This is a genomic window from Sorangium sp. So ce426, assembly GCF_051475585.1.
GTDB lineage: Bacteria > Myxococcota_A > Polyangia > Polyangiales > Polyangiaceae > Sorangium > Sorangium cellulosum_B.
In genome coordinates, this window is the sequence record NZ_CP150341.1 from 5,045,823 (window position 1) to 5,064,939 (window position 19,117).

Here is a 19,117-nt window from a genome sequence, read left to right on the forward strand (position 1 = left end):
CCGTCGCCTACATGCGGAGCGGGCTTTCGCAGCCTTCCTCTTGCAGATCACGGCGCGGAGCGGCTAGCCTGGAGCTCGTACTTCCGGAGCTCGGGTGCTGAGGACCCGCGAGCGATGCAAAGGACCCGCGAGCGAGCCATGCGCATTCGACGAGCTGCTCTAGTCGCCACGGCCCTGCTCGGGCTGCTGCCGGCGCCGGCGCGCGCACAATCGCAGCCATTCGGCCCGGTCACCCTCTATGAGCCCACCATCGACACGTTGCCGGAGGTCGAGGGGACCGGCCTCTGCGCCGCATCGGCCCTGTCCGACAACGTGGATAGGGATTTCTACGTTCCGCTCATCGACCCTAACGACCCTGGCGAGCGCCTGGCCTACAATGACAAGGTCAATGCGTTCATCACCAGCAAGATCGGCGATGTCGCGGCAGAGTATCACGAATACGTCGTTCGGACCGTCCTGGATCTCAGCAACAACAACAGCGACCTTGATGATGACCAGGACCCGATCGAAGAAGGCCCGCTGAGCTACGGCGACTTCACCGGACTGATGTCGACGACGTGCCAGGAGGGCGGGTGTGACTTCCCCTGGAACAGCCACGGCACCAGCCAGCCGTTCGGCTCCAGGCTCCGCGGGTTCTTGCTCGTCCCCGAGGAGCTCGTGGGTCGACCCGTTCATATCGGCTTCTACGCCGACGATGCGATAAGCCTCACCTTCTGGGACAAGCTCAACGGCGTGAAGCCCGTCATGGTCCGTCCGGCGCGGCTCGGCCTTCCGACATGGCGCCTCACGAACACCGTCATCTTCGAGAAGCCAGGCCTGTACCCGCTCGAGATCCTCTACGTCGAGATCGCCGAGCACGCGGCGCTCGAGATGTCCTACTTCGTAGGCGAGTTCGAGGACTTCGAGCTCGGCGCGCGAGTAGAAGGCAGCGAGAGCCTCAAGGCGGCTAACTTTTCCCTCTTCCAACCCGCGCAGTTCTTCCAGACGCTCAGCGGGTCGCCGTCGTTCCCCGATCTCGACCAGTGCCAGCAGTGCAATCGCCAGTTCGCCGGCCAGGCCGGGACCAACGGCTGTCCTGGAAGCTACTACTGCAACGAGGCGGCCCTCTGCGCCCCGTGTGACACCGCACGATTCTGCGGCGAATCCTGCTCGGCCTGCACGGGCGACACGCTGTTCTGCATCAACCTGGAGGGCAGGACGCAGTGCGCCGAGTGCCGCACCAGCGAGGACTGCCGCGACGGCTTCGTCTGCGACCCCGAGACGCACGAGTGCAAGGAAGAGTACGAGTGCGAGGAGGACCCGGACTGCCCGCGCGACAAGATCTGCGTCGATCACACGTGCGTCCTGTGTGACACCTCCGACCGGTGCGCCGGCAACTCGTGCAACTGCTGTCCGAACGGCATCAACGGCACGCAGATGGACTGCGCCGCCGTCGAGCCGGGCGGCACCCCGATGTGCGTCGAGTGCCTCACCGACGAGCAGTGCCCCGACGGCAAGGTGTGCCACGTGCCCACGGGCCACTGCATGGACAGGCCGCTCCCGACGAACGCGCTGCCCAACTGCTGCGGCGAGGGCTGCGTCGACTGCATGCACCCCGAGGACCCGAACGATCCGCAGTCGCCCCCCGTGCCGTTCTGCCTCCCCGGGCCCATCGGGACGGCGTGCGCCGCGTGCCGCAACGACATGGATTGCGCCGAGGGCCAGTACTGCCTGAGCGGCGAGTGCAAGGAATGCGTCAAGGACCGGCGCTGCGGGCCGCGCTGCGACAGCTGCGGCGGCGATACGCCGTTCTGCTTCGGCCAGTTCTCCCAGCTCGCGGCGTGCGTGCGCTGCACGTCGGACGAGCAGTGCGCCGGCACGACCTGCAACCGCGAGACGCATCAGTGCGACCCGCCGGGGTGCATGGCGACCTGCGGCGAGGACACCCCGTTCTGCGACGGCGAGAGGTGCGTCGAATGCTACGCCGACACGCAGTGCCCGTGCGGCAACACGTGCGACCTCGCGACGAACACCTGCGACGTCTCCTGCAAGACGAACCTCGACTGCCTCGGGAACGAGCACTGCCGCTGGACCGACGAGGCGGACGCCAAGGAGTGCGCGCTCGGCCCGATGCCAGATAACGTCGCGTGCGGCGGCACGCTCGCCGAGATCTGCAGCGTCTCGGTCGTCGGCCAGAAGGGCGCCGATCCGAGGGCCGCCGGGCTCGTCGCCCTCGCGGCGCTGGCCCTGATCGAGCGAAAGCGCCGCCGGCGCAGCGGAGGTGCCTCGTGAGAACTCGTCCGCTCCTCGCCCCGCTCCTCGCGCTGTCCGCGCTCCTCGCCGGGCGCCCCGCGCTCGCCGAGGAGGGGCGCTTCGATGCCCAGGTCTTCCGCCCGGCAGCGGCCCCGCGCGATCTCGTGATGGTCCAGAAGTCCGAGGTCATCGGGAACCTCTCGCCGACCGTCGGCCTCTACAGCGACATCGCGGCCGACCCGCTCGTGCTGCTCGTCGCGGGCGACGACACGAGGCAGGCCGTCGACGCCATCTCCGGGCGGCTCGAGCTCGCCTTGCTCGCGGGCATCGGCTTCTTCGACGTGTTCGACGTGACGATGGCCATGCCGCTCGTCCTCTTCCAGGAGGGCGGCAACCTCCGCCGCTTCGGCACCGAGGGGTCGGTCAAGAGCTCCTCCGTCGGCGATCTCCGCCTGTCCACGAAGATCTCGCTCCCGTACCTGAACCGCAAGGAGCAGGTCAAGGAGGGGTTCGGGATGGCCATCGCGGGCAACCTCAACTTCCCCACGGGCGACCAGAACGCGTTCACCAGCGACGGCGCGCTGAGCGGCGGCGCGACGCTCATCGGCGACTATCGGTTCAACTTCGGGCTGCTCCTCGCCGCGAACGCTGGCATCTGGCTGCGGCCCGACAACCAGTTCGCGGGCGTGCGCGTCGGCGACATGGCGCAGTTCGGCGTGGCGGCCGAGCAGTACGTCGTCCAGAGCTGGGGCCTGTCGGTCATCGGCGAGGTGTACGGGTACCCCTCGCTCACGAGCTACCCCGACGACCCGGGGCAGATCCCCGCGGAGGCGCTCCTCGGGCTGCGCTGGCAGACCAAGCACGGCATCACGATCACCTTCGGCGGGAGCTTCGGCGCGGCGTGCGGCTTCGGCGCGCCCTCGATCCGCTTCTTCAACGTCATCACGTGGCAGCCGAAGACCTCGCAGGAGCAGGAGGAGATCAACCGCCTGCAGCAGCGCGACAAAGACGATCCGGATCGCGACGGCCTCATCGGCGCCGCGGACCGCTGCCCCGACGTGCCCGGGAGCCCCGAGAACTTCGGCTGTCCGGACCTGGACACCGACGGCGACGGCGTCTTCGATCGCGACGACAAGTGCCCCGACAAGCCCGCCGGTCCGCACGGGAAGGACGGCTGTCCGCTCGCCTTCATCCGGGGCGACGAGATCGTGATCACCGAGCAGGTCCACTTCGCGACCGACAAGGACATCATCCTCGAGGACTCGAACTCGACCCTCGAAGCGGTCGCGCAGGTGCTGATCGACAACCCCGACATCCGCGAGGTGCGGATCGAGGGCCACACCGACGTGCGCGCGACCGATCTGTACAACATGGCCCTGTCCCAGCGCCGCGTGGCGAGCGTCATGGCGTACCTGATCGCGAAGGGCGTCGAAGCCTCGCGGCTCCAGGCGGTCGGCTACGGGCACACGCAGCCGATCTACGACGACACAGGCTGCCAGGGGCCCGACGATCAGCTGTCGCCCGACTGCCAGTTCATGACGTCGAAGAACCGGCGCGTCGTCTTCCGCATCCTGCGCTACGGCGCCGCGGGGGCGAAGCCGCTCACCGGCGCGCCCGAGGGGAGCGAGCAGCTCCTGCCGTCCGGCGGGGTGCTGCCGCAGAAGACCCAGGGCACGCTGCCCAGCCAGGGCACGCTGCCGGGGCAGGGGGTCCTCAAGTCGAACGTGCTGCCGAGCGGCGGATCCTCGCTTCCGCCTGCGGGCGGGGCGCCCGGCGGCGCGGCACCCCTGCCGAACCGCGGCAACGCGGGCGGCCTCCCGAGCAACACGGGCGTGCTGCCGCGATCCGGTACCCCCGCGCCCGCGCCCGCGCCGCCGCCACCGGCGCCGGCGCCGGCGCCGTCCTCGTCGAGCCAGCCGCCGGCTCCCGGAGGCGGGGGGACTCGCTAGAGCGACAAACGGGTTGAAACCACGAGAAAAAGCAGGAATTTCACAGGGAGACGGGGAGGCGGGGAGCGAGAGACGGCAAGAGGGAAAAAATCATTTTTTTTTCTTCCTCCCCGCCTCCCCGCCTCCCTGTGAAAATTCTCCGGGTTTCAACCTGATCGTTGTTCCAGGAAGGCGTCGATCCGGGGGGCCCGGCCCGAGGGGGTGGATGGAAGGGGGCTCGATGGCGGTCGAGCGCGCGTTACACAAACGGACGTCAGCGTCACAGCGGTAGGAGCCGCGCGACGCTGACGTCTTCTACGTAGTCTGCTGCGCTTACTTCTTCGGCGCGGGCTTCGCGGGCGCCGATGACGTGGCGGGCTTGGCCGACGACGGCGGGGGGAGCGACGACGGCGGGGCAGAGGAGGCCGGCTTGGCCGACGACAGCGGGGTGGGCGACGCGGGCTTCGCCCCCGGCTTGCCTGGCTTGGCCGAGGCCGCGGGAGCGGGCGAGTCCTCGTACGGCTCGTCGGACGCAGCCGGAGGAGCAGCTGGCTGGTCCGCCGGCGGCGCCTCCGGCTCGGCAGGCGCCGCCGAGTCGGCGGGCGGCGTCGCCGGGTGCAACGTCAACGGCTTCGCCTCTCCGTCGGTGCGGCGGACCCAGATCACCGCCGTCCCGCTCGCCACGCTGGCATAGCGGCCGTCCTCGGTGCGGATCTCCTCGTTGACCGCCTCGATGACCGCGTCGCCGCCGACGGCGCACGCGGCCTTGCGGAGCGACTCGAGGCGCTCCGCCTCCGTGCGGGCCGTCGGATCGCTCGCGATCGGCTGAAGGCGATGGTACTCGCGATCGGGCAGCTGGCCCGCCGGCACGACGTGCATGTCGCTGCAGAACTCGCCCGAAGGCGTGCGTTTGTCCCGGAAAGGAGTGCTGCAACCGGCGATCAGCGCGGCACCCAGGGCCGCCGAGAGGAGGAGGCGCTGCATACTGCCTTCTTACCAGCGATGCGACGCGCGATGCAAACCCCGTGCATCATGGACGCAGCCGACGCGCACCAGGGACGCCAGCCGGCCCGGCGCCACGCCGCCTCTCGCAGGTTGCTCGCGGGTGGATCGGCTCCTGACGCCGTGCGCATCACCGGGTCGTCACATCGCCACCGTCCCATCCACCGCCCCATCCAGTGTTCCGATCTCGTGGACGCCTGGATATGCTCCGCGGCCGATGCGCCCGATCGAGCGATCCGCTCCTCTCGGCTTCCTCACCTTCCTCGGCGCGGCGCTCGCCGCCGCGTGCAGCGCGCCTCAGGCGGCGCCGCACGCCCCTCCGCACAGCGCCGCCCCTGCCGAGCAGAGCGCCTCGAGCGCCGCGGCGTGCCTCGCGGCGGCCAGCGCGCCGCGGCAGGCCCGCCCCGACGAGCCGCCGCGGATCGGCGTGAAGCACATCCTCGTCCGCCATGCCGGCGCCGATCGCGCCGAGGGCACGACGCGCACACGCGAGGAGGCGTGCCTGCGCGCGATGGAGGCGCGCGACAAGATCCGCGGCGGCGCCGACTTCGGCGAGGCGGTGGCGCAGTACAGCGAGGAGGCCGGCGCGGCGTCGCGCGGCGGTTCGCTCGGCACCGTGGAGCGCGCCGACGTCCTGCCGCCCTTCGCCGATGCGGCGTTCGAGCTCGATGTCCAGCAGCTCAGCGACGTCGTGGAGACCCGCTATGGCTTCCACGTGATCTTCAGGACGGAATAGCCCTCCTGCCGAGAGCGAGCCTCCCGCCGGAGACCTCTCTGCCTGCCCGCGCGCGGCCTCTCCTCGCCAGGCCACGCATCGCCAACCACGCCTCGCGGGCCGCGCGCGCAAGGGTTGCGTTCCCGGCGGAGGCGCAGCATGAAGCCCCCATGCGCGCTCACAAGCTCCTCGCCGCCTTCGCCGTGATGATCGCCTCGCCGGCGCTGCTGTTCGCGGCGTGCAAATCCAGCGACGAGCCGGAGGAGGTCATCCCGGCGCCAGGCGCCGTCACAGCAGCGACCGCGACGGCGCCGCCGCCCGCGGCGACCGGGACGGTGCCGGCCGCGACGCCGACCCCGGCCGCGCCTCCAGCGACAACGACGGCCGCCCCGATCCCGGCCGCCCCGGCGACCCCGAAGCCGGACGCGGGCGCGCCGGTGGACGCGGGCGCGCCGAAGGACGGGGGCGCCGCCACCACGGCCGACGCGGGGGCGCTCTCGACCAAGCTCGCGGAGTGCGCCGCGAAGTGCCAGTCGATCCTCCAGACCTGCCTGACGCCGAAGTTCCCCGCGGACGGCGGCTTGCCCGCGCTCGCCGATCCGGCGGCGTGCCAGAGCTCGTTCGACTCCTGCCGCACCGCCTGCGCGCCGTAGCTCCCGCCCCGCTCGGCGAGGCCGGCTCCAGCGCCGCCGAGCCTACTTCTTCTGGGCGCCGGTCGGCAGCGTGATCCGGAAGAGCGCGCCGCCGGCCGCGCCGGTCGTCACCGTGATGTCGCCGCTCATCGCCTCGACGAGGTGCTTCGCGATGGACAGGCCGAGCCCGGTGCCGCCCGACGCGCGGGAGCGGCCCGGATCCACCCGGTAGAACCGATCGAAGACGCGGGCCTGGTGCACCGCAGGGATGCCCGGACCGTCGTCCTCGACCTCCAGGACGACGCGCCCGTTCGCGGCCCGCGCGCGCACCACCACGTGCGAGCCGTTCGGCGTGTGATGGATCGCGTTGTCGACGAGGTTGGTCAAGATCTGGTCCAGCGCGCGCGGATCCGCCGCGACGAGCGTGCCCGGCGCCACGTCGATCTTCAACTCGGTGTCCCTCTCCATGGCGCGCCCGCGCAGGAGCGCCACAGCCGCCTCGGCCTGCACCGAGAGATCGAGCGTGCCCGGCGAGAGCGGCCGCTCGCCGCCCTCGATGCGCGACAGATCGAGCAGATCGTCCACGAGCCGGTGCAGCCGGGTCGCGTTCCGCTCGATCACCTCGACGAAATCGCGCGCCGCCTCCGGGTCGTCGAGCGCCCCGCCGAGCAGCGTCTCGCTGCTCGCCCGGATCGACGCGACCGGCGTGCGCAGCTCGTGCGACGCGTTGGCGATGAAGTTGCGCTGCAGGCCCTCGATGCGCCGCAGCTCCGTCACGTCGAAGAAGACGGCGACGACCCCCGCCGCCCCGCGGCCCTGCGCCGGCAGCGCGAGCGGCGCGGCGTTCACGAGCAGGATCCTGCGCCCCGGAGGCCCGGCCGCGCCAGGCGCCGCGGGCGCGATCTCGATCTCGCGCGTCGCCGCCGCGCGCGCGAGCGCGACCTCCTCGAGCAGCTCGTGCAGGCTCGACGAGCGCAGCACCTCGAGCGGCGGGCGGCCGACCGGGTCCCTGCGGATGCCGAGCAGCTGCGAGAGCGCCGGGTTGACCAGCGTGATGTCGCCCTTCTCGTCCGTGACGAGCACGCCCTCGCGCATCGACTCGAGCACCGCGCCGAAGCGCTCTCCCTCGCCCCCGAGCTCGCGCCGCGACACCTCCAGGCTCTCGGCGAGGTCGTCCAGCGCGCCGCCCAGCGTGGCGATCTCGTCGTGCCCCTGCATGCGCGCGCGCCGGCCGAGGTCGGCCCGCATCTCCCGCGCGACGCCCGTCAGGTAGACGAGCCGCCCGGAGAGGGCGCGCGCCCCGGCGAGCGCCGCGGCGACGGCGAGCGCGAGGGCCAGGACGGTGCCCTCCACCACGCGCGTGCGGGCGGCGGACAGGCTGCGGTCGATCGCGACCGGCTCGAAGGCGACCCGCACCACCCACGGCCCGTCCGGGCGATCGAGCCGCTGCGCGGCGTAGAGCATCCGCATCCGCGTCGTCCTGCTCACGCGCTCGCTGCGCCCCGTGCCCTGGTGCCGCGCGTCGGCGACCTCGTCGCGCGTCGCGTGCGTGTCGAGCTGGCCGAGCCCCTCCGGCGCGACCGACGAGTCGCCCCGCACCGCGCCCCGCGGATCGATGAACGTGACGCGCGCTCCTGCGATCTTCGACAGCGCCGTCGCGAGGGCGGGCGCCTCGGCCGCGAGGTCTCCTGATCTCGCGGCGACCTCGGTGACGAGCGCCGTCCGCGTCGCCAGGTCGTCCTCCGTGTGCGCCGAGAGCTCTGCCCCGAGCGTCTTCAGGACATAGCCGTCGAACACGAGCGCCGCGAGGATCGCGATCCCCACCGCGAACGCGATGAGCTTGCTTCGTATACCCATGTCACCAGCGCGCCCGGCTCACGCCGCGCGCGACGTGGGCGAAGATCCTTAGGTTACCTGGTTTTGTCCGTTCCATGACGACTCGTTGACGTGATGCGGGGAGACGGGTAAACGCCCGGCCCCATGGGATTGACCCGTGACGCAGTCTTCTTTGACGCGCTGGCGAACCATGCGCGAAAGAGCGTCGCAGCGAGCGAGCTCCTCCTGGAGATGCTCGACCGGCTCGACGAAGCCCCGACCCTGGTGCAGCGGATCTCCGACCTCGAGGACGAGGCCGACAAGATCACCCACGAGTGTCTGGCCGCCCTCCACCAGACGTGGATCACGCCGCTCGATCGCGAGGAGATCCACGCGCTCATCACCCGCCTCGACGACGTGCTCGACTGCATCGAGGCGGCGAGCGTGAGGCTCGTGCTCTTCGAGATCAAAAGCGCCCTGCCGGACGCGCGGCTGCTCGCCCAGGATGTCGTCGACGCGTGCACCGTCATGAGCTCCGCCATCCAGTCGCTCAGGGACCTGAAGAAACAGCCGCACCTCCTCGAGCTCTGCGTCGAGATCAACAAGATCGAGAACGCGGCGGACGCGCACTACCGCAACGGGCTGGCGGCGCTCTTCAAGAAGGGGAACGACCCGCTCCTCGTGATGAAGTGGCGCGACATCTATGACCTCCTGGAGCACGCGACCGACCGCTGCGAGGACGTCGCGAACATCATCGAGGGCATCGTGCTCGAGCACGCATGACGACCTACATCCTCGCCATCCTCATCATCGCGCTGGCGTTTGATTACATCAACGGCTTTCACGACGCCGCGAACTCGATCGCCACGGTCGTCTCGACGCGCGTCCTGTCGCCGCGCACCGCGGTGCTCTGGGCAGCCGCCTTCAACTTCATCGCGTTCGCGCTGTTCGAGCCCACGGTGGCGCGGAACATCGCGAAGGGCGTCGAGCCGGGGTTCATCACGCCGAACGTCATCCTGGGCGGCCTGCTCGGCGCGATCATCTGGAACCTGCTCACGTGGTGGTGGGGGCTGCCGTCGTCGTCGTCGCACGCGCTCATGGGCGCGTTCGCCGGGGCCGCGGTGAAGAGCGCGGGGCGGCTGTCGGTGCTCGACGCGACGGTCTTCGGCAAGACGGCGGCGTTCATCCTCGTGTCGCCCTTGCTCGGCGCGGTCATCGGGTTCTCGCTCATGCACGCCATCCGGTGGCTCGCGCGGGGCTGGACGCCCAAGAAGGTGAGCACCCGGTTCCGGCGGCTGCAGCTGCTCTCCGCCGCCGCCTACTCGCTCGGGCACGGCGGCAACGACGCCCAGAAGACGATGGGCATCATCACGGCCCTCCTCATCTCCGCGGGCCTCCAGGAGGGCGGCGAGGACCCGGAGCCGATGCTCTGGGTCGTGCTCGTCTGCCACGCGGCGATGGGCCTCGGCACGCTCTCCGGCGGCTGGCGCATCGTGAAGACCATGGGGATGAAGATCACGAAGCTGAAGCCGGTGGGCGGCTTCGCGGCCGAGACGGCCGGCGCGGCGACGCTGTTCAGCGCCACGGCGCTCGGCATCCCCGTGAGCACGACCCACACGATCACGGGCGCGATCGTCGGCGTCGGCGCCACGAGCGGGCGCCTCTCGGCGGTCCGCTGGGGCGTCGCCGGGCGCATCGTCTGGGCCTGGATCTTCACGATCCCCGCCTCGGCCGCCCTCGCCGCGATCGCCTACACCATCGCGAGCGTCATCAGCGGCCAGCCCTGACCGCGCAGGCGAGCGCCGCGTGACGCCACGCAGGCGAGCAGGCGCCTCGCTCGCGCGCCGGGCGGCGGCGCTCGCGCGGCCCGCCCTGGGACTTCCGAAGCGCGCCGCCGATCTCCATAGCGCGACCATGCGGGCGCTCGTGACGGGGGCGACGGGGGCGCCGGGAGGGGCGGTCGCGCGGGCCTTGCTCGCCCGCGGGCACCGCGTGCGGGCGTTCTCCGCCAGGCCTGGCGATCCGACCGCGGCGCGGCTCATCGAGCTCGGCGTCGAGGTCGTCCAGGGCAGCGCCGACGAGCCCCGCTCGATCGCGCGCGCGGCGGCCGGCGTCGACGCGGTCTTCGCCATGGGCTCGCCGATCGAGGGCGGGCTCGCGGCCGTCGAGGCGGAGCTGCGGCTCGGCCTCGCCGCCGCCGAGGGCGCGAGGGCCGCGGGCGGCGCGCACCTCGTCTACACCTCGGTCGCGAGCGCCGACCGGGGCACGGGCGTCCCCCATTTCGAGAGCAAGGCGACCGTCGAGCGGCACATCACCGCGCTCGGCGTGCCCTGCACGATCCTCGCCCCGGTGTGCCTGATGGAGAGCCTGATCACGCCCGCTGCGCTCCTCGGCCTCCGGCGCGGCGTGTACGCCGCCCCGCTCCCGGCAGCCTGCCCGCTGCAGCAGATCGCGGCCGACGACGTGGGGCGGTTCGCGGCGCTCGTGCTCGAGCGCCGGCGCGACTTCCTCGGGCGCCGGATCGAGCTCGCGTCCGACGAGCTCACCGGCGCCGAGGCCGTCTCGGCGCTTTCCCGCGTGGCCGGCCGCGAGATCCGCTACGCCGAGGTGCCGCTCGCCGAGGTGCGCGCGCGCAGCGAGGACCTCGCGGCCATGTTCCGCTGGCTCACGCGCGGGGGCCACGGCGTGGACCTCGGGGCGCTCCACGCCGCCTACCCGGAGGTCGGGTGGCGGCGCTTCGAGGACTGGGCGCGCGAGCACCTCGCGGGCGCGCTGACCCGAGCGGTCGCGTGAGCCTGCGAGGGCGCCGCGTCGATCCGGCGCGCGGTCCACCGGTCCACCTGCCCCGCGCGCCGGGCTCACCCGGCCCGCGCGGGCGCGGCGCTCATCCGACGTGCGACGGCGCGCGGCTCGGTCGGGCCGCCCCGAGGCTGATGAAATGGTCGAGGATCCAGGTCTTGAAGCGGTTCAGGTCGAGCCGGTCGAGCAGCGGCAGGAACGCCCGCTCCACGCCGTCCTCGCGGCGTATCGAGGCGAAGTCGAGCACGCCGACGTCGTTCGCGGCGAGCACGTACGGCATCACCTCGGTGCGCCCCTCGTCGAAGGCCGCGAGCAGCAGCGACCCCTTGAGGAAGGCGGCCGAGACGTCGAGGAAGGCGGGGCGGATGCCGCGGATGTACCGGCTGAACGGCTCCGCGATCACGCGCTTGTCCGGCGAGTCGCGGAGCCCCGCGCCCTCGAGCTGCTTCTTCAGGAACTCGCTCGCCGACATGCCGGGGTGCTCCTTGCGGCGGCGCTCGGCCTCGTAGCCCTCGGCCACGACAACGAGCGCGTAGTCGGCGCGCTTGAGGCCGTCGGCGAGCTCGCCCAGCACGTCCTGCGGGAAGCGGAAGAAGGGGAGCACGATGAGGTGCGCCCGGGCGGCCACCGCGCAGTGCAGCGCGTGCCGCCCGCTGCGGTTGCCCATCATCTCGAGGATGTAGATGCGCTTGTGCGTATAAGCGTCCTCGTAGAGCCCGCGCGCGATGGTCGCGCCCGTCTCCACGCCGGACAGGAAGCCGATCGCGCGATCGCCCTCCAGATCGTTGTCGATGGAGACGTTCACGAAGCCGGCCTGCGGGCGCACCTCGAACTCGTCGAGCCACGCCTTGATGCCCTCGAACGTGCCGTTGCCGCCGACGCAGATGAGGTGCGTGAACCCCTGCGCCTTGAAGGTCGCGGCGGCCTGCTTGCGCTTCTCGCGATCGAGGAAGCCGGAGTAGCGCTCGCTGCGGAAATCGCTGCCCGCGTCGAGCACGCGCCGCCCCATCGAGCGCGCCGGGATGCCCTGCGCGAGCAGATCGTAGCGCTGGCGGCGGCTCATGATGAGGCGCTCGAACTGGGGCTGGGCGCGCGCGTCCGCGGTCAGGGAGCGGAAGCCCTCGGTCGCGGCCCACACCTCGTAGCCTCGCCGCGCCGCCTCCTCGGTCAGCGCGACGGCGACCGAGGAGTAGCCAGGGGCGTTGCCGCCGTCGAAGACGAGCAGCAGGCGCTTGTCCGATGCCGGGAGGGTGTCGGGACGTCCGAACTCGACGATGCTGGTCATGGCGCCGGCCTTCTACCACGCGACGACGAGGTTGGCTGAGCGATTGTCACACGTTCGCGACCGTTGTTCGACGACGCCGGGCGTTGGACGACAGCGCCGCGCGGCGTCGAGCGAGCGCGCCGCGCCGCGTGGCGCTCCGCGCGGCGCCGAGGGCGCGCCGTTCACCCCGTGTTGCGCATGCCGGCGGCGATGCCGTTCAGCGTGAGCAGGAGCGAGCGATCGCGCCCCGAGTCCCCGCCGCGGCTCGCCCGCAGGAGCTCGACTTGCAGGAATGAAAGGGGGTCGACGTAAGGATTGCGCAGCGAGATGGACCGCTGGAGCGTCGGGTTGCCCTCGAGCAGCCGCCGGTTGCCCGTGAGCCGCTTGAGCCACGACCGCGTCCGCTTGTACTCCGCGATGATCCGCGGCGCGACCGCCTTGCGCGCGGCGGCCGGCGCGAGCTCCGCGTAGCCCGCGAAGATCGTCATGTCGGCCTTCGCGAGCACCATCTCGACGTTGTCGATGACCGCCCGGAAGAACGGCCACGACGCCATCATCTCCTTCAGCAGCTCCGCGCCCTCGGGGCGCTGGCCCATCGCCTCCAGGCCGCTGCCGACGCCGTACCACCCCGGGAGGATGGCCCGGTTCTGCGTCCACGCGAAGACCCACGGGATCGCGCGCAGCGACTCCAGGCCGCCCGCGCGGCGCTTGCTCGGGCGCGAGCCGAGCGGCAGGCGCGCGATCTCGTCGATCGGGGTCACGGCCGTGAAGAACTCCACGAACCTGGGCTCGTCCCAGACGAGCGCGCGGTAGGCGCGCCGGCCCGTCTCGGCGAGCTCGTCGAACGCCGCGGCGTAGCGCAGCTCGGACGCGGCGGGCGGCCGCGGCTGCGCGCCCAGCGTGTGCAGGAGCACGCCGCTCAGCATGATCTCCAGCGTGCGCATCGCGAGCTCGGGGCGCGCGTACTTGTGGTCGAGCGCCTCTCCCTGCTCGGTCGCCTTGTAGCGGCCGCCGACGCTGCCGGCCGGCAGGGCGAGCAGCGCCTGGTGCGCCGGCCCGCCGCCGCGCGCCACCGACTCGCCGCGGCCGTGGAAGACGCGGAGCGGCAGCTCCGCCTCCGCGGCGATCTTCGGCAGCGTCTCCTGCACGCGCCGGAGCGCCGCGCTCGCCGCGAGCAGGCCGACCTCCTTGCCGGAGTCGCTGTAGCCGATCATCACCTCCTGCACGCCGCGGGCGAGGACGTGCGGCCGGTACTCGGGGTGCGCCAGCAGCGCGCGCAGGATCCTCGCGCTGTCGTTCAGCGCGGCGAGCGACTCGAACAGCGGCACGACGTCGATCCGCGCGCACGACCGCGCCTCGTCCCACAGCCCGGCGGCCTTCGCGCTCGCGAGCGCGGCGAGGACGTCGTCCTCGCTGTGGGTCATCGACAGCACGAGCGTGCGGCAGGACGCCTCGCCGCCGTCGCGCTGCGCCGCGGCGATGCGCTGGAGCGCCTCGAACACGCGGCGCGCCTCGGGCGTCATCTGCGCCGGCTCGACGCGGCCCTCCGCGACGCTGGCCGCCGCGGCGCGCGCGTCCTCGGCCGGCGCGCGCATCTCGAGCTCCGCGAGCGCGAACCCGAGCGCGCGCACCTGCGAGAGCAGCGCCCGCGCCCGGCGCTCGCCCGAGCTCGCGCAGCGCGCGGCGCGCAGGCTGTCGGCGACGACCGCGAGGTCGCGCTCGAGCTCCGCGGGCTCGCGGTAGGGGACGGCGAGCGTCGGCTCCTCCGGGCGCACGAAGGCGCGCCCCTCGCGCGCGGGGCCCTGCCCGGAGCGCGCGCGCGCCTCCGCCCGGCCGTGCTCCGCGTGCTCGAGCGTCGCGGTGAGGCGCGCCTCGATGAAGTGCAGCTTGCGGCGCCACGGCTCGCCCTCGGTGCGCGGGCCGAAGTGCGCGGCCACCTCGGGCATCGCGGCGGCGTCCTCCTCGATCGAGGCGAGCAGCCACGGCGGCGGCGTGACGTGCCGGACCGACTGCGACAGCGCGCCGCCGAGGTCGCGCACCGCCCGGACGAGCCGGCGCAGCCCGCGGATGCGGTAGGCGAACAGCGCGTCCTCGAGCACGGCGGGCACGACGAGCGGGTTGCCGTCCATGTCGGCGCCGACCCACGAGTGGATCCGGAGCGGCGCGATCTCCGCGTCGAGCGGCTCGCCGTAGGCGGCCTCGAACGCGCGCCCGATCACGGTGGGCAGATCGGGGAGCAGATCCCAGAGGATCTCCTCGATGTACCAGGCGACGTTCTTCACCTCGTCGCCGACGGTGGGGCGATCGCGGCGCACCTCGTCGGTCTGCCAGAGCGCGGTGATCTCCTCGCGGATCTCGGCGAGCTTGAGCGCCGCCTCGTCGGGCGTCAGCTGGCAGCGATCGCGCTCCTCGAGGTTCTTCGCGATGCGGTAGAGCTTCTCGAGCACCGTGCGCCGCGCGGCCTCCGTCGGGTGCGCGGTGAGGGTGAGCGTCACGTCGAGCGTCCTGAGCGCGGCGCGCACGCGCTCCGCCGGCACGCCGGCCTTCTTGAGCGTGTGCATCGCGGCCTCGATCGACCCGCGCTGCGGCCGCGCGCCGGGATCCGTCGCGTACGCGCGCGCGCGGCGGATGCGGTGGTGCTGCTCCGCGAGGTTGACGAGCCGGAAGTAGACGGTGAACGCGCGGATGACGGGCTCGAGGCGGTCGTGGGGCAGCTCCGCGAGCAGCTTGCTGAGCTCCGCGGCCGCGTGCGCGCGGCCGTCGCTGGGGCCGCGCCGCCGGCGGATGGCGAGCGTACGGATGCGCTCCTCGATGGCGAAGAGCTCTTCTCCCTCCTGCTCGATCAACACTTCCCCGAGCAGGCGTCCAAGCAGGCGAACTTCTTTGCGAAGAGGTCGATCGACCTCGCGGCGGCGCGGCGGCATGGGCGCCAGCCTAGCGCGATGCGGCGTAAAACGGACCACCGAGTGTGGCCTGGGCGGACGGTCGGTGGCGCCGGGGGTGTGGCGGCGCCGGGGCGGGTGGCGCCCCTCGGGTCGGGGCAGGTGGCGCGCCTCGGGGGCCTTGGCGGGTGGGCGGTGGTGCGAGCACGGTCCGTGCATCGCCCGTTCATCCGCGCCCTTTCGAAGCCTCGTCGAGCTCGTGTACCCTCTGGCGGATGGCCGATGATGTGTTCGGGATCGTCGGCACGACCCAGGGGGCGTTCAAGGTAGAGCGGGTCGTCGCCGAGGGTGGGTTCGGCGTCGTCTATCGGGCGTACCACGAGGCTTTTCGAGCGCCTGTCGCGCTGAAGTGCCTCAAGGTCCCGGCGACGCTGCCCGAGCAGCTGCGCGTGCAGTTTCTTGAAAAATTTCGTGAAGAAGCGGAACTGCTGTTCCGCCTGTCGGCCGCGATCCCTGCCGTCGTCAGGCCGCTGCACCACGACGTGATCTCGACCGCGACCGGCGCCTTCGTGCCGTTCATCGCGCTGGAGTGGCTCGAGGGCCGCACGCTCGCGAGCCACATCGCCTCCCGCGCGGCGATCGGAGCGCCGCAGCTCGCGCCGGGGGAGGTGATCCGGCTGCTCGCGCCGGTCGCGCGCGCGCTCGAGGCGGCGCACCTGTTCCCCGGGCCGAGCGGCCCCACGTGCGTGGTGCACCGCGATCTCAAGCCGGCGAACCTCTTCCTCGCCCAGATCCACGGCGCGGAGGTCGTCAAGATCCTCGACTTCGGCATCGCCCGCGCCCGCGACGCCGCGACGGTCATGGCCGGCCAGACCGCCACCACGTCGGGCGGCCTCTCGACGGCGTTCACGCCCGCCTACGGCGCGCCCGAGCAGTGGGCGCCGAAGCGCTTCGGCAAGACGGGCCCCTGGACCGACGTCTGGGGGCTCGCCGTGACCGTCGTCGAGGCGCTCGCCGGCCGCGAGATCATCGGCGGGGATCACGTGGCGATGATGGGCACGGTGCTCGACGAGAAGCGCCGCCCCACGCCGAGGAGCGAGGGCATCTTCGTGCCCGACGCGCTGGAGGCCGCCTTCCGTCGGGCGCTGGCCGTGGATCCGCGCGAGCGCTTCCGGGACATCGGGGCGTTCTGGGACGAGGTCGAGCAGGCGCTCGGGCTGCCGCGGAGCGCTCCGCCGATCGCGGTGCCCAGCCGGAGCCAGGCGCCGGCCGCCGCCCGCGTCCGCTCCTCGGTGTTGCCCGCATCGCCCTCGTCGCCGGGCTCGACGCGGTCGCAGGATCTCCTCCAGGGCACCGCCCTCGCGGCGCCGGCGGCGTTCGCGGAGGCGACGGCCCGGGAGCTCCACCTGCCGGAGCGCGGCGGCGGCCGCTTGCCGCCGCACAGCCTCCCCACCGAGCCGGTCGTGCCGCTCGCGCTCGACTGGTCTCCTCCCGCGCCCGCGCCCTTCGCGCGGCCGTCCTATGCGCCGTCGAGGATGCCGCCCCCGATGATGGAGCGCGCGCCCGCGCGCCCCAGCCTGAGCACCGGGGAGCTCATGGCGATGTTCGCGTTGCCGGTGCGGCTCGCCGGCGCGGGCGTCGTCATCACCCTCCTCGATCTCGCGGCCGCCTCGCTGCTCTTTGGCGGCCAGCGCATCGGCGTGGGCCCCGTCGGCGGCGTGGGCCCCATCGGGCTCTTCCACGTCGCGGTGGGCCTCGTGGTCCTGGGCATCGGGATCGCGGTGTTCCGGCTGTTCTCGTCGGACCGCTAGAACACCGATCACGTTGAAACCCGGAGAAATTTCACAGGGAGGCGGGGAGGCGGGGAGGAAGAAGAAAATGAATTGCTCCCTCTTGCCGTCTCTCGCTCCCCGCCTCCCCGCCTCCCTGTGAAATTTCTGCTCTTTCTTGGGGTTTCAACCCGTTTGTCGCTTCAGGGCTCCTCGCGCCGCACGCCTGTCGATCCGTAGCCGCCCGCGCCGCGCGCCGTCGGCGCGAGCGCGGGGACCAGGACCACGTCCGCGAGGGCGACCGGGCAGATCACGAGCTGGGCGATCCGATCGCCGCGGTGCACCGTGAACGGCGCTGCGCCGAGGTTGATCAGGACGACCTTGATCTCCCCGCGGTAGTCCGGATCGATCGTCCCGGGGCTGTTCAGCACGGTGACGCCGTGGTGCAGCGCGAGCCCCGAGCGCGGCCGCACCTGCCCCTCGTGGCCGTCGGGGAGGGCGACCGCGTAGCCCGTGGGCACGAGCCTCCGCTCCCCGGGCGCGAGCGTCACCGGCGCCTCGATGGCCGCGCAGAGATCGAGCCCGACGGCTCCCTCGGACTGGTAGGCGGGGGGAGGGACCTCGATCGGCCCCACGCGGAGGAAAGGCACCTGGATGCGCACGCGGCGGAGCCTAGCCGGTCACGGGCGCGGCAGCACCGCCTCGAGCGCCGAGCCCCGGAGCGCCTCGAGCGCCGAGTCCGACCACGCCCGCGCCCGATCCGAGAACCCGGCCTCCACCGCGCGCCGGAGCAGATCGAGCGCCCCCTCGAGGTTCCCGTCCTTGGCGCTCGCGCGCGCCGCGCCGTACGCGTCCTCGCCGAGGCCCACGCGGCGGAAGATCGCCTCGTAGAGCCGCGCCGACCAGTCGAACGCGCCGCGCTCGAACGCGATCTCCGCCATCCTCCGCGCGTCGTCCTCCGAGAGCTGCTCCACGATGTCCAGCGCCACGGCCGCGGCCCGCGCCGCCTCGCCCTGCTCCACGAGCACCCGGATCAGCGGGCCCGCGACCTCCTTCCGGTCGTCGCCGGCCTCGCGGGCCGCCTCCAGCACCTTCCGCGCCTGCTTCAGCTCCCCGAGCGCGAGGTGAATCGCGCCGACGAGCGCCGGGTCGGGCTCGCCCTGCTTGCGCGCCTGAGCCAGCGCTTCCCCCGCGCGCTTCGCGTCGCCGAGGAGCAGGTGCGACCAGCCGATGAGCTCGTGCGCCTCCCGGAGCGCGCGCTTCGGCGGCGCCGGCGACTGCGCGAGCACCTCCGCCGAGAGCGCCATCGCCTCGCCCGTCCGCTCGTCCTCCACGGCCCGACGCGCCCGCTGGAGCAGGACGGCCGTCTCGGGCGGCATCGGCTCCTCCTGGAACTCCGCTCGCCGGCGGTTCATGGAGGGCGACGGCGCCGCCGGCTCGCTGCGGAACCGCTGCAGGCTCTGGAACGCCGACATGCCGAGGATGAACGAGAAGAAGAAGAACCCCGCCCTCAGGAAGAAGATGGCGAGGAGCACGGCGGCGACGCCCGAGATGGCCGCCGTCAGCCGGGCCCGCTTCGGGCCGAGCGCGTGCTCGAGCACGTGGCCGCCGTCGAACGGGAGCACGGGGATCAGGTTGAGGAGGCCCCACACCAGGTTGACCTTGATGAGCAGCTCCATCCCGCTCAGCACCATGTCCGGGAGGGCATAGAGCGCCGGGCCGTAGCTGAGCACGAGGTGAAGGAGCCCGGCGACGGCGAAGCCGGCGAAGGGGCCTGCCAGGCTGATCAGCACGTGCTGGAGCCGCCCGAGGGGCAGGAGCGAGCGCCAGGTCGTGGTCCCGCCCATGAAGTGGAGCGTGATCTCCGGCTCGATCCGGTACCGCTTGATGGCGAGCGCGTGGCCGAACTCGTGCATCAGGACCGACAGGAAGACCACGAGGATCCAGACGAGGAACAGCTGGTACTGCTGCCCGGCGAGGAACGCGTACCCGAGCAGGGCGGCGGAGAGCCAGAACCCGATCTGGACGTCGACCGAGACTCCAAACAGACGGAAGCTCATGCGCATGTAATAAGCCGTG

The 19,117-nt window shown here is 72.4% G+C and carries 13 protein-coding genes and 1 pseudogene; 8 read left to right on the forward strand and 6 right to left on the reverse strand.

What is annotated here, in order from left to right; all coding sequences use genetic code 11:
- Positions 1-138: 138 nt before the first annotated feature.
- Both traA and WMF44_RS18695 read left to right on the forward strand, forming a co-directional pair.
- Positions 139-2,271, forward strand: a complete 2,133-nt coding sequence (gene traA, locus WMF44_RS18690; protein WP_437300475.1) for an outer membrane exchange protein TraA family protein — start codon at positions 139-141, stop codon at positions 2,269-2,271.
- Positions 2,268-4,181 carry an OmpA family protein gene (locus WMF44_RS18695; protein ID WP_437300476.1) on the forward strand — a complete coding sequence of 638 codons (1,914 nt, stop codon included), beginning with the start codon at positions 2,268-2,270 and terminating at the stop codon, positions 4,179-4,181. The genes traA and WMF44_RS18695 overlap by 4 nt, the downstream gene beginning before the upstream one ends.
- 312 nt (positions 4,182-4,493) lie before the next feature.
- On the opposite strand, the gene WMF44_RS18700 is transcribed toward WMF44_RS18695, so the two are convergent.
- Positions 4,494-5,144, reverse strand: a complete 651-nt coding sequence (locus WMF44_RS18700; RefSeq protein ID WP_437300477.1) for a hypothetical protein — start codon at positions 5,142-5,144, stop codon at positions 4,494-4,496.
- A gap of 235 nt (positions 5,145-5,379) precedes the next feature.
- On the opposite strand from WMF44_RS18700, the gene WMF44_RS18705 reads away from it, so the two are divergent.
- Together WMF44_RS18705 and WMF44_RS18710 are read left to right on the forward strand one after the other, a co-directional pair.
- Entirely contained in the window at positions 5,380-5,898 is a 519-nt protein-coding gene (locus WMF44_RS18705) for a peptidylprolyl isomerase (RefSeq protein ID WP_437300478.1), read from the forward strand.
- A gap of 149 nt (positions 5,899-6,047) precedes the next feature.
- Positions 6,048-6,530 carry a hypothetical protein gene (locus tag WMF44_RS18710; protein ID WP_437300479.1) on the forward strand — a complete coding sequence of 161 codons (483 nt, stop codon included), beginning with the start codon at positions 6,048-6,050 and terminating at the stop codon, positions 6,528-6,530.
- Positions 6,531-6,572: 42 nt separating this feature from the next.
- On the opposite strand, the gene WMF44_RS18715 is transcribed toward WMF44_RS18710, so the two are convergent.
- Complete coding sequence (locus tag WMF44_RS18715; protein ID WP_437300480.1) at positions 6,573-8,366, reverse strand: ATP-binding protein; 1,794 nt, start codon at positions 8,364-8,366, stop codon at positions 6,573-6,575.
- A gap of 123 nt (positions 8,367-8,489) precedes the next feature.
- Here WMF44_RS18715 and WMF44_RS18720 point away from each other — a divergent pair, with 123 nt between their 5' ends.
- From WMF44_RS18720 to WMF44_RS18730, 3 genes are all read left to right on the forward strand, one after another.
- Positions 8,490-9,107, forward strand: a complete 618-nt coding sequence (locus WMF44_RS18720; protein ID WP_437300481.1) for a DUF47 domain-containing protein — start codon at positions 8,490-8,492, stop codon at positions 9,105-9,107.
- Positions 9,104-10,111: an anion permease gene (locus WMF44_RS18725; RefSeq protein ID WP_437300482.1), complete on the forward strand. Its 1,008-nt coding sequence runs from the start codon at positions 9,104-9,106 to the stop codon at positions 10,109-10,111. Before WMF44_RS18720 ends, WMF44_RS18725 begins: the two co-directional genes overlap by 4 nt.
- Positions 10,112-10,238: 127 nt before the next feature.
- Entirely contained in the window at positions 10,239-11,117 is an 879-nt protein-coding gene (locus WMF44_RS18730) for an NmrA family NAD(P)-binding protein (protein ID WP_437300483.1), read from the forward strand.
- Between the two features lie 91 nt (positions 11,118-11,208).
- On the opposite strand, the gene WMF44_RS18735 is transcribed toward WMF44_RS18730, so the two are convergent.
- Together WMF44_RS18735 and WMF44_RS18740 are read right to left on the reverse strand one after the other, a co-directional pair.
- Complete coding sequence (locus WMF44_RS18735; RefSeq protein WP_437300484.1) at positions 11,209-12,408, reverse strand: 6-phosphofructokinase; 1,200 nt, start codon at positions 12,406-12,408, stop codon at positions 11,209-11,211.
- 161 nt (positions 12,409-12,569) lie between these two features.
- Positions 12,570-15,311, reverse strand: coding sequence for a phosphoenolpyruvate carboxylase (locus WMF44_RS18740; protein WP_437300485.1), 2,742 nt, complete (start codon positions 15,309-15,311; stop codon positions 12,570-12,572).
- Positions 15,312-15,544: 233 nt separating this feature from the next.
- Here WMF44_RS18740 and WMF44_RS18745 point away from each other — a divergent pair.
- Positions 15,545-16,426 (forward strand): annotated as a pseudogene (locus tag WMF44_RS18745) (serine/threonine-protein kinase); the annotation flags it as partial.
- Positions 16,427-17,241: 815 nt separating this feature from the next.
- Here WMF44_RS18745 and dut read toward each other — a convergent pair.
- Positions 17,242-17,700 (reverse strand): dUTP diphosphatase, encoded by a 459-nt coding sequence (dut, locus tag WMF44_RS18750; RefSeq protein WP_437300486.1) that lies wholly within the window; start codon positions 17,698-17,700, stop codon positions 17,242-17,244.
- Between the two features lie 18 nt (positions 17,701-17,718).
- Positions 17,719-19,098, reverse strand: coding sequence for a M50 family metallopeptidase (locus tag WMF44_RS18755; protein WP_437300487.1), 1,380 nt, complete (start codon positions 19,096-19,098; stop codon positions 17,719-17,721).
- Between the last annotated feature and the right edge of the window lie 19 nt (positions 19,099-19,117).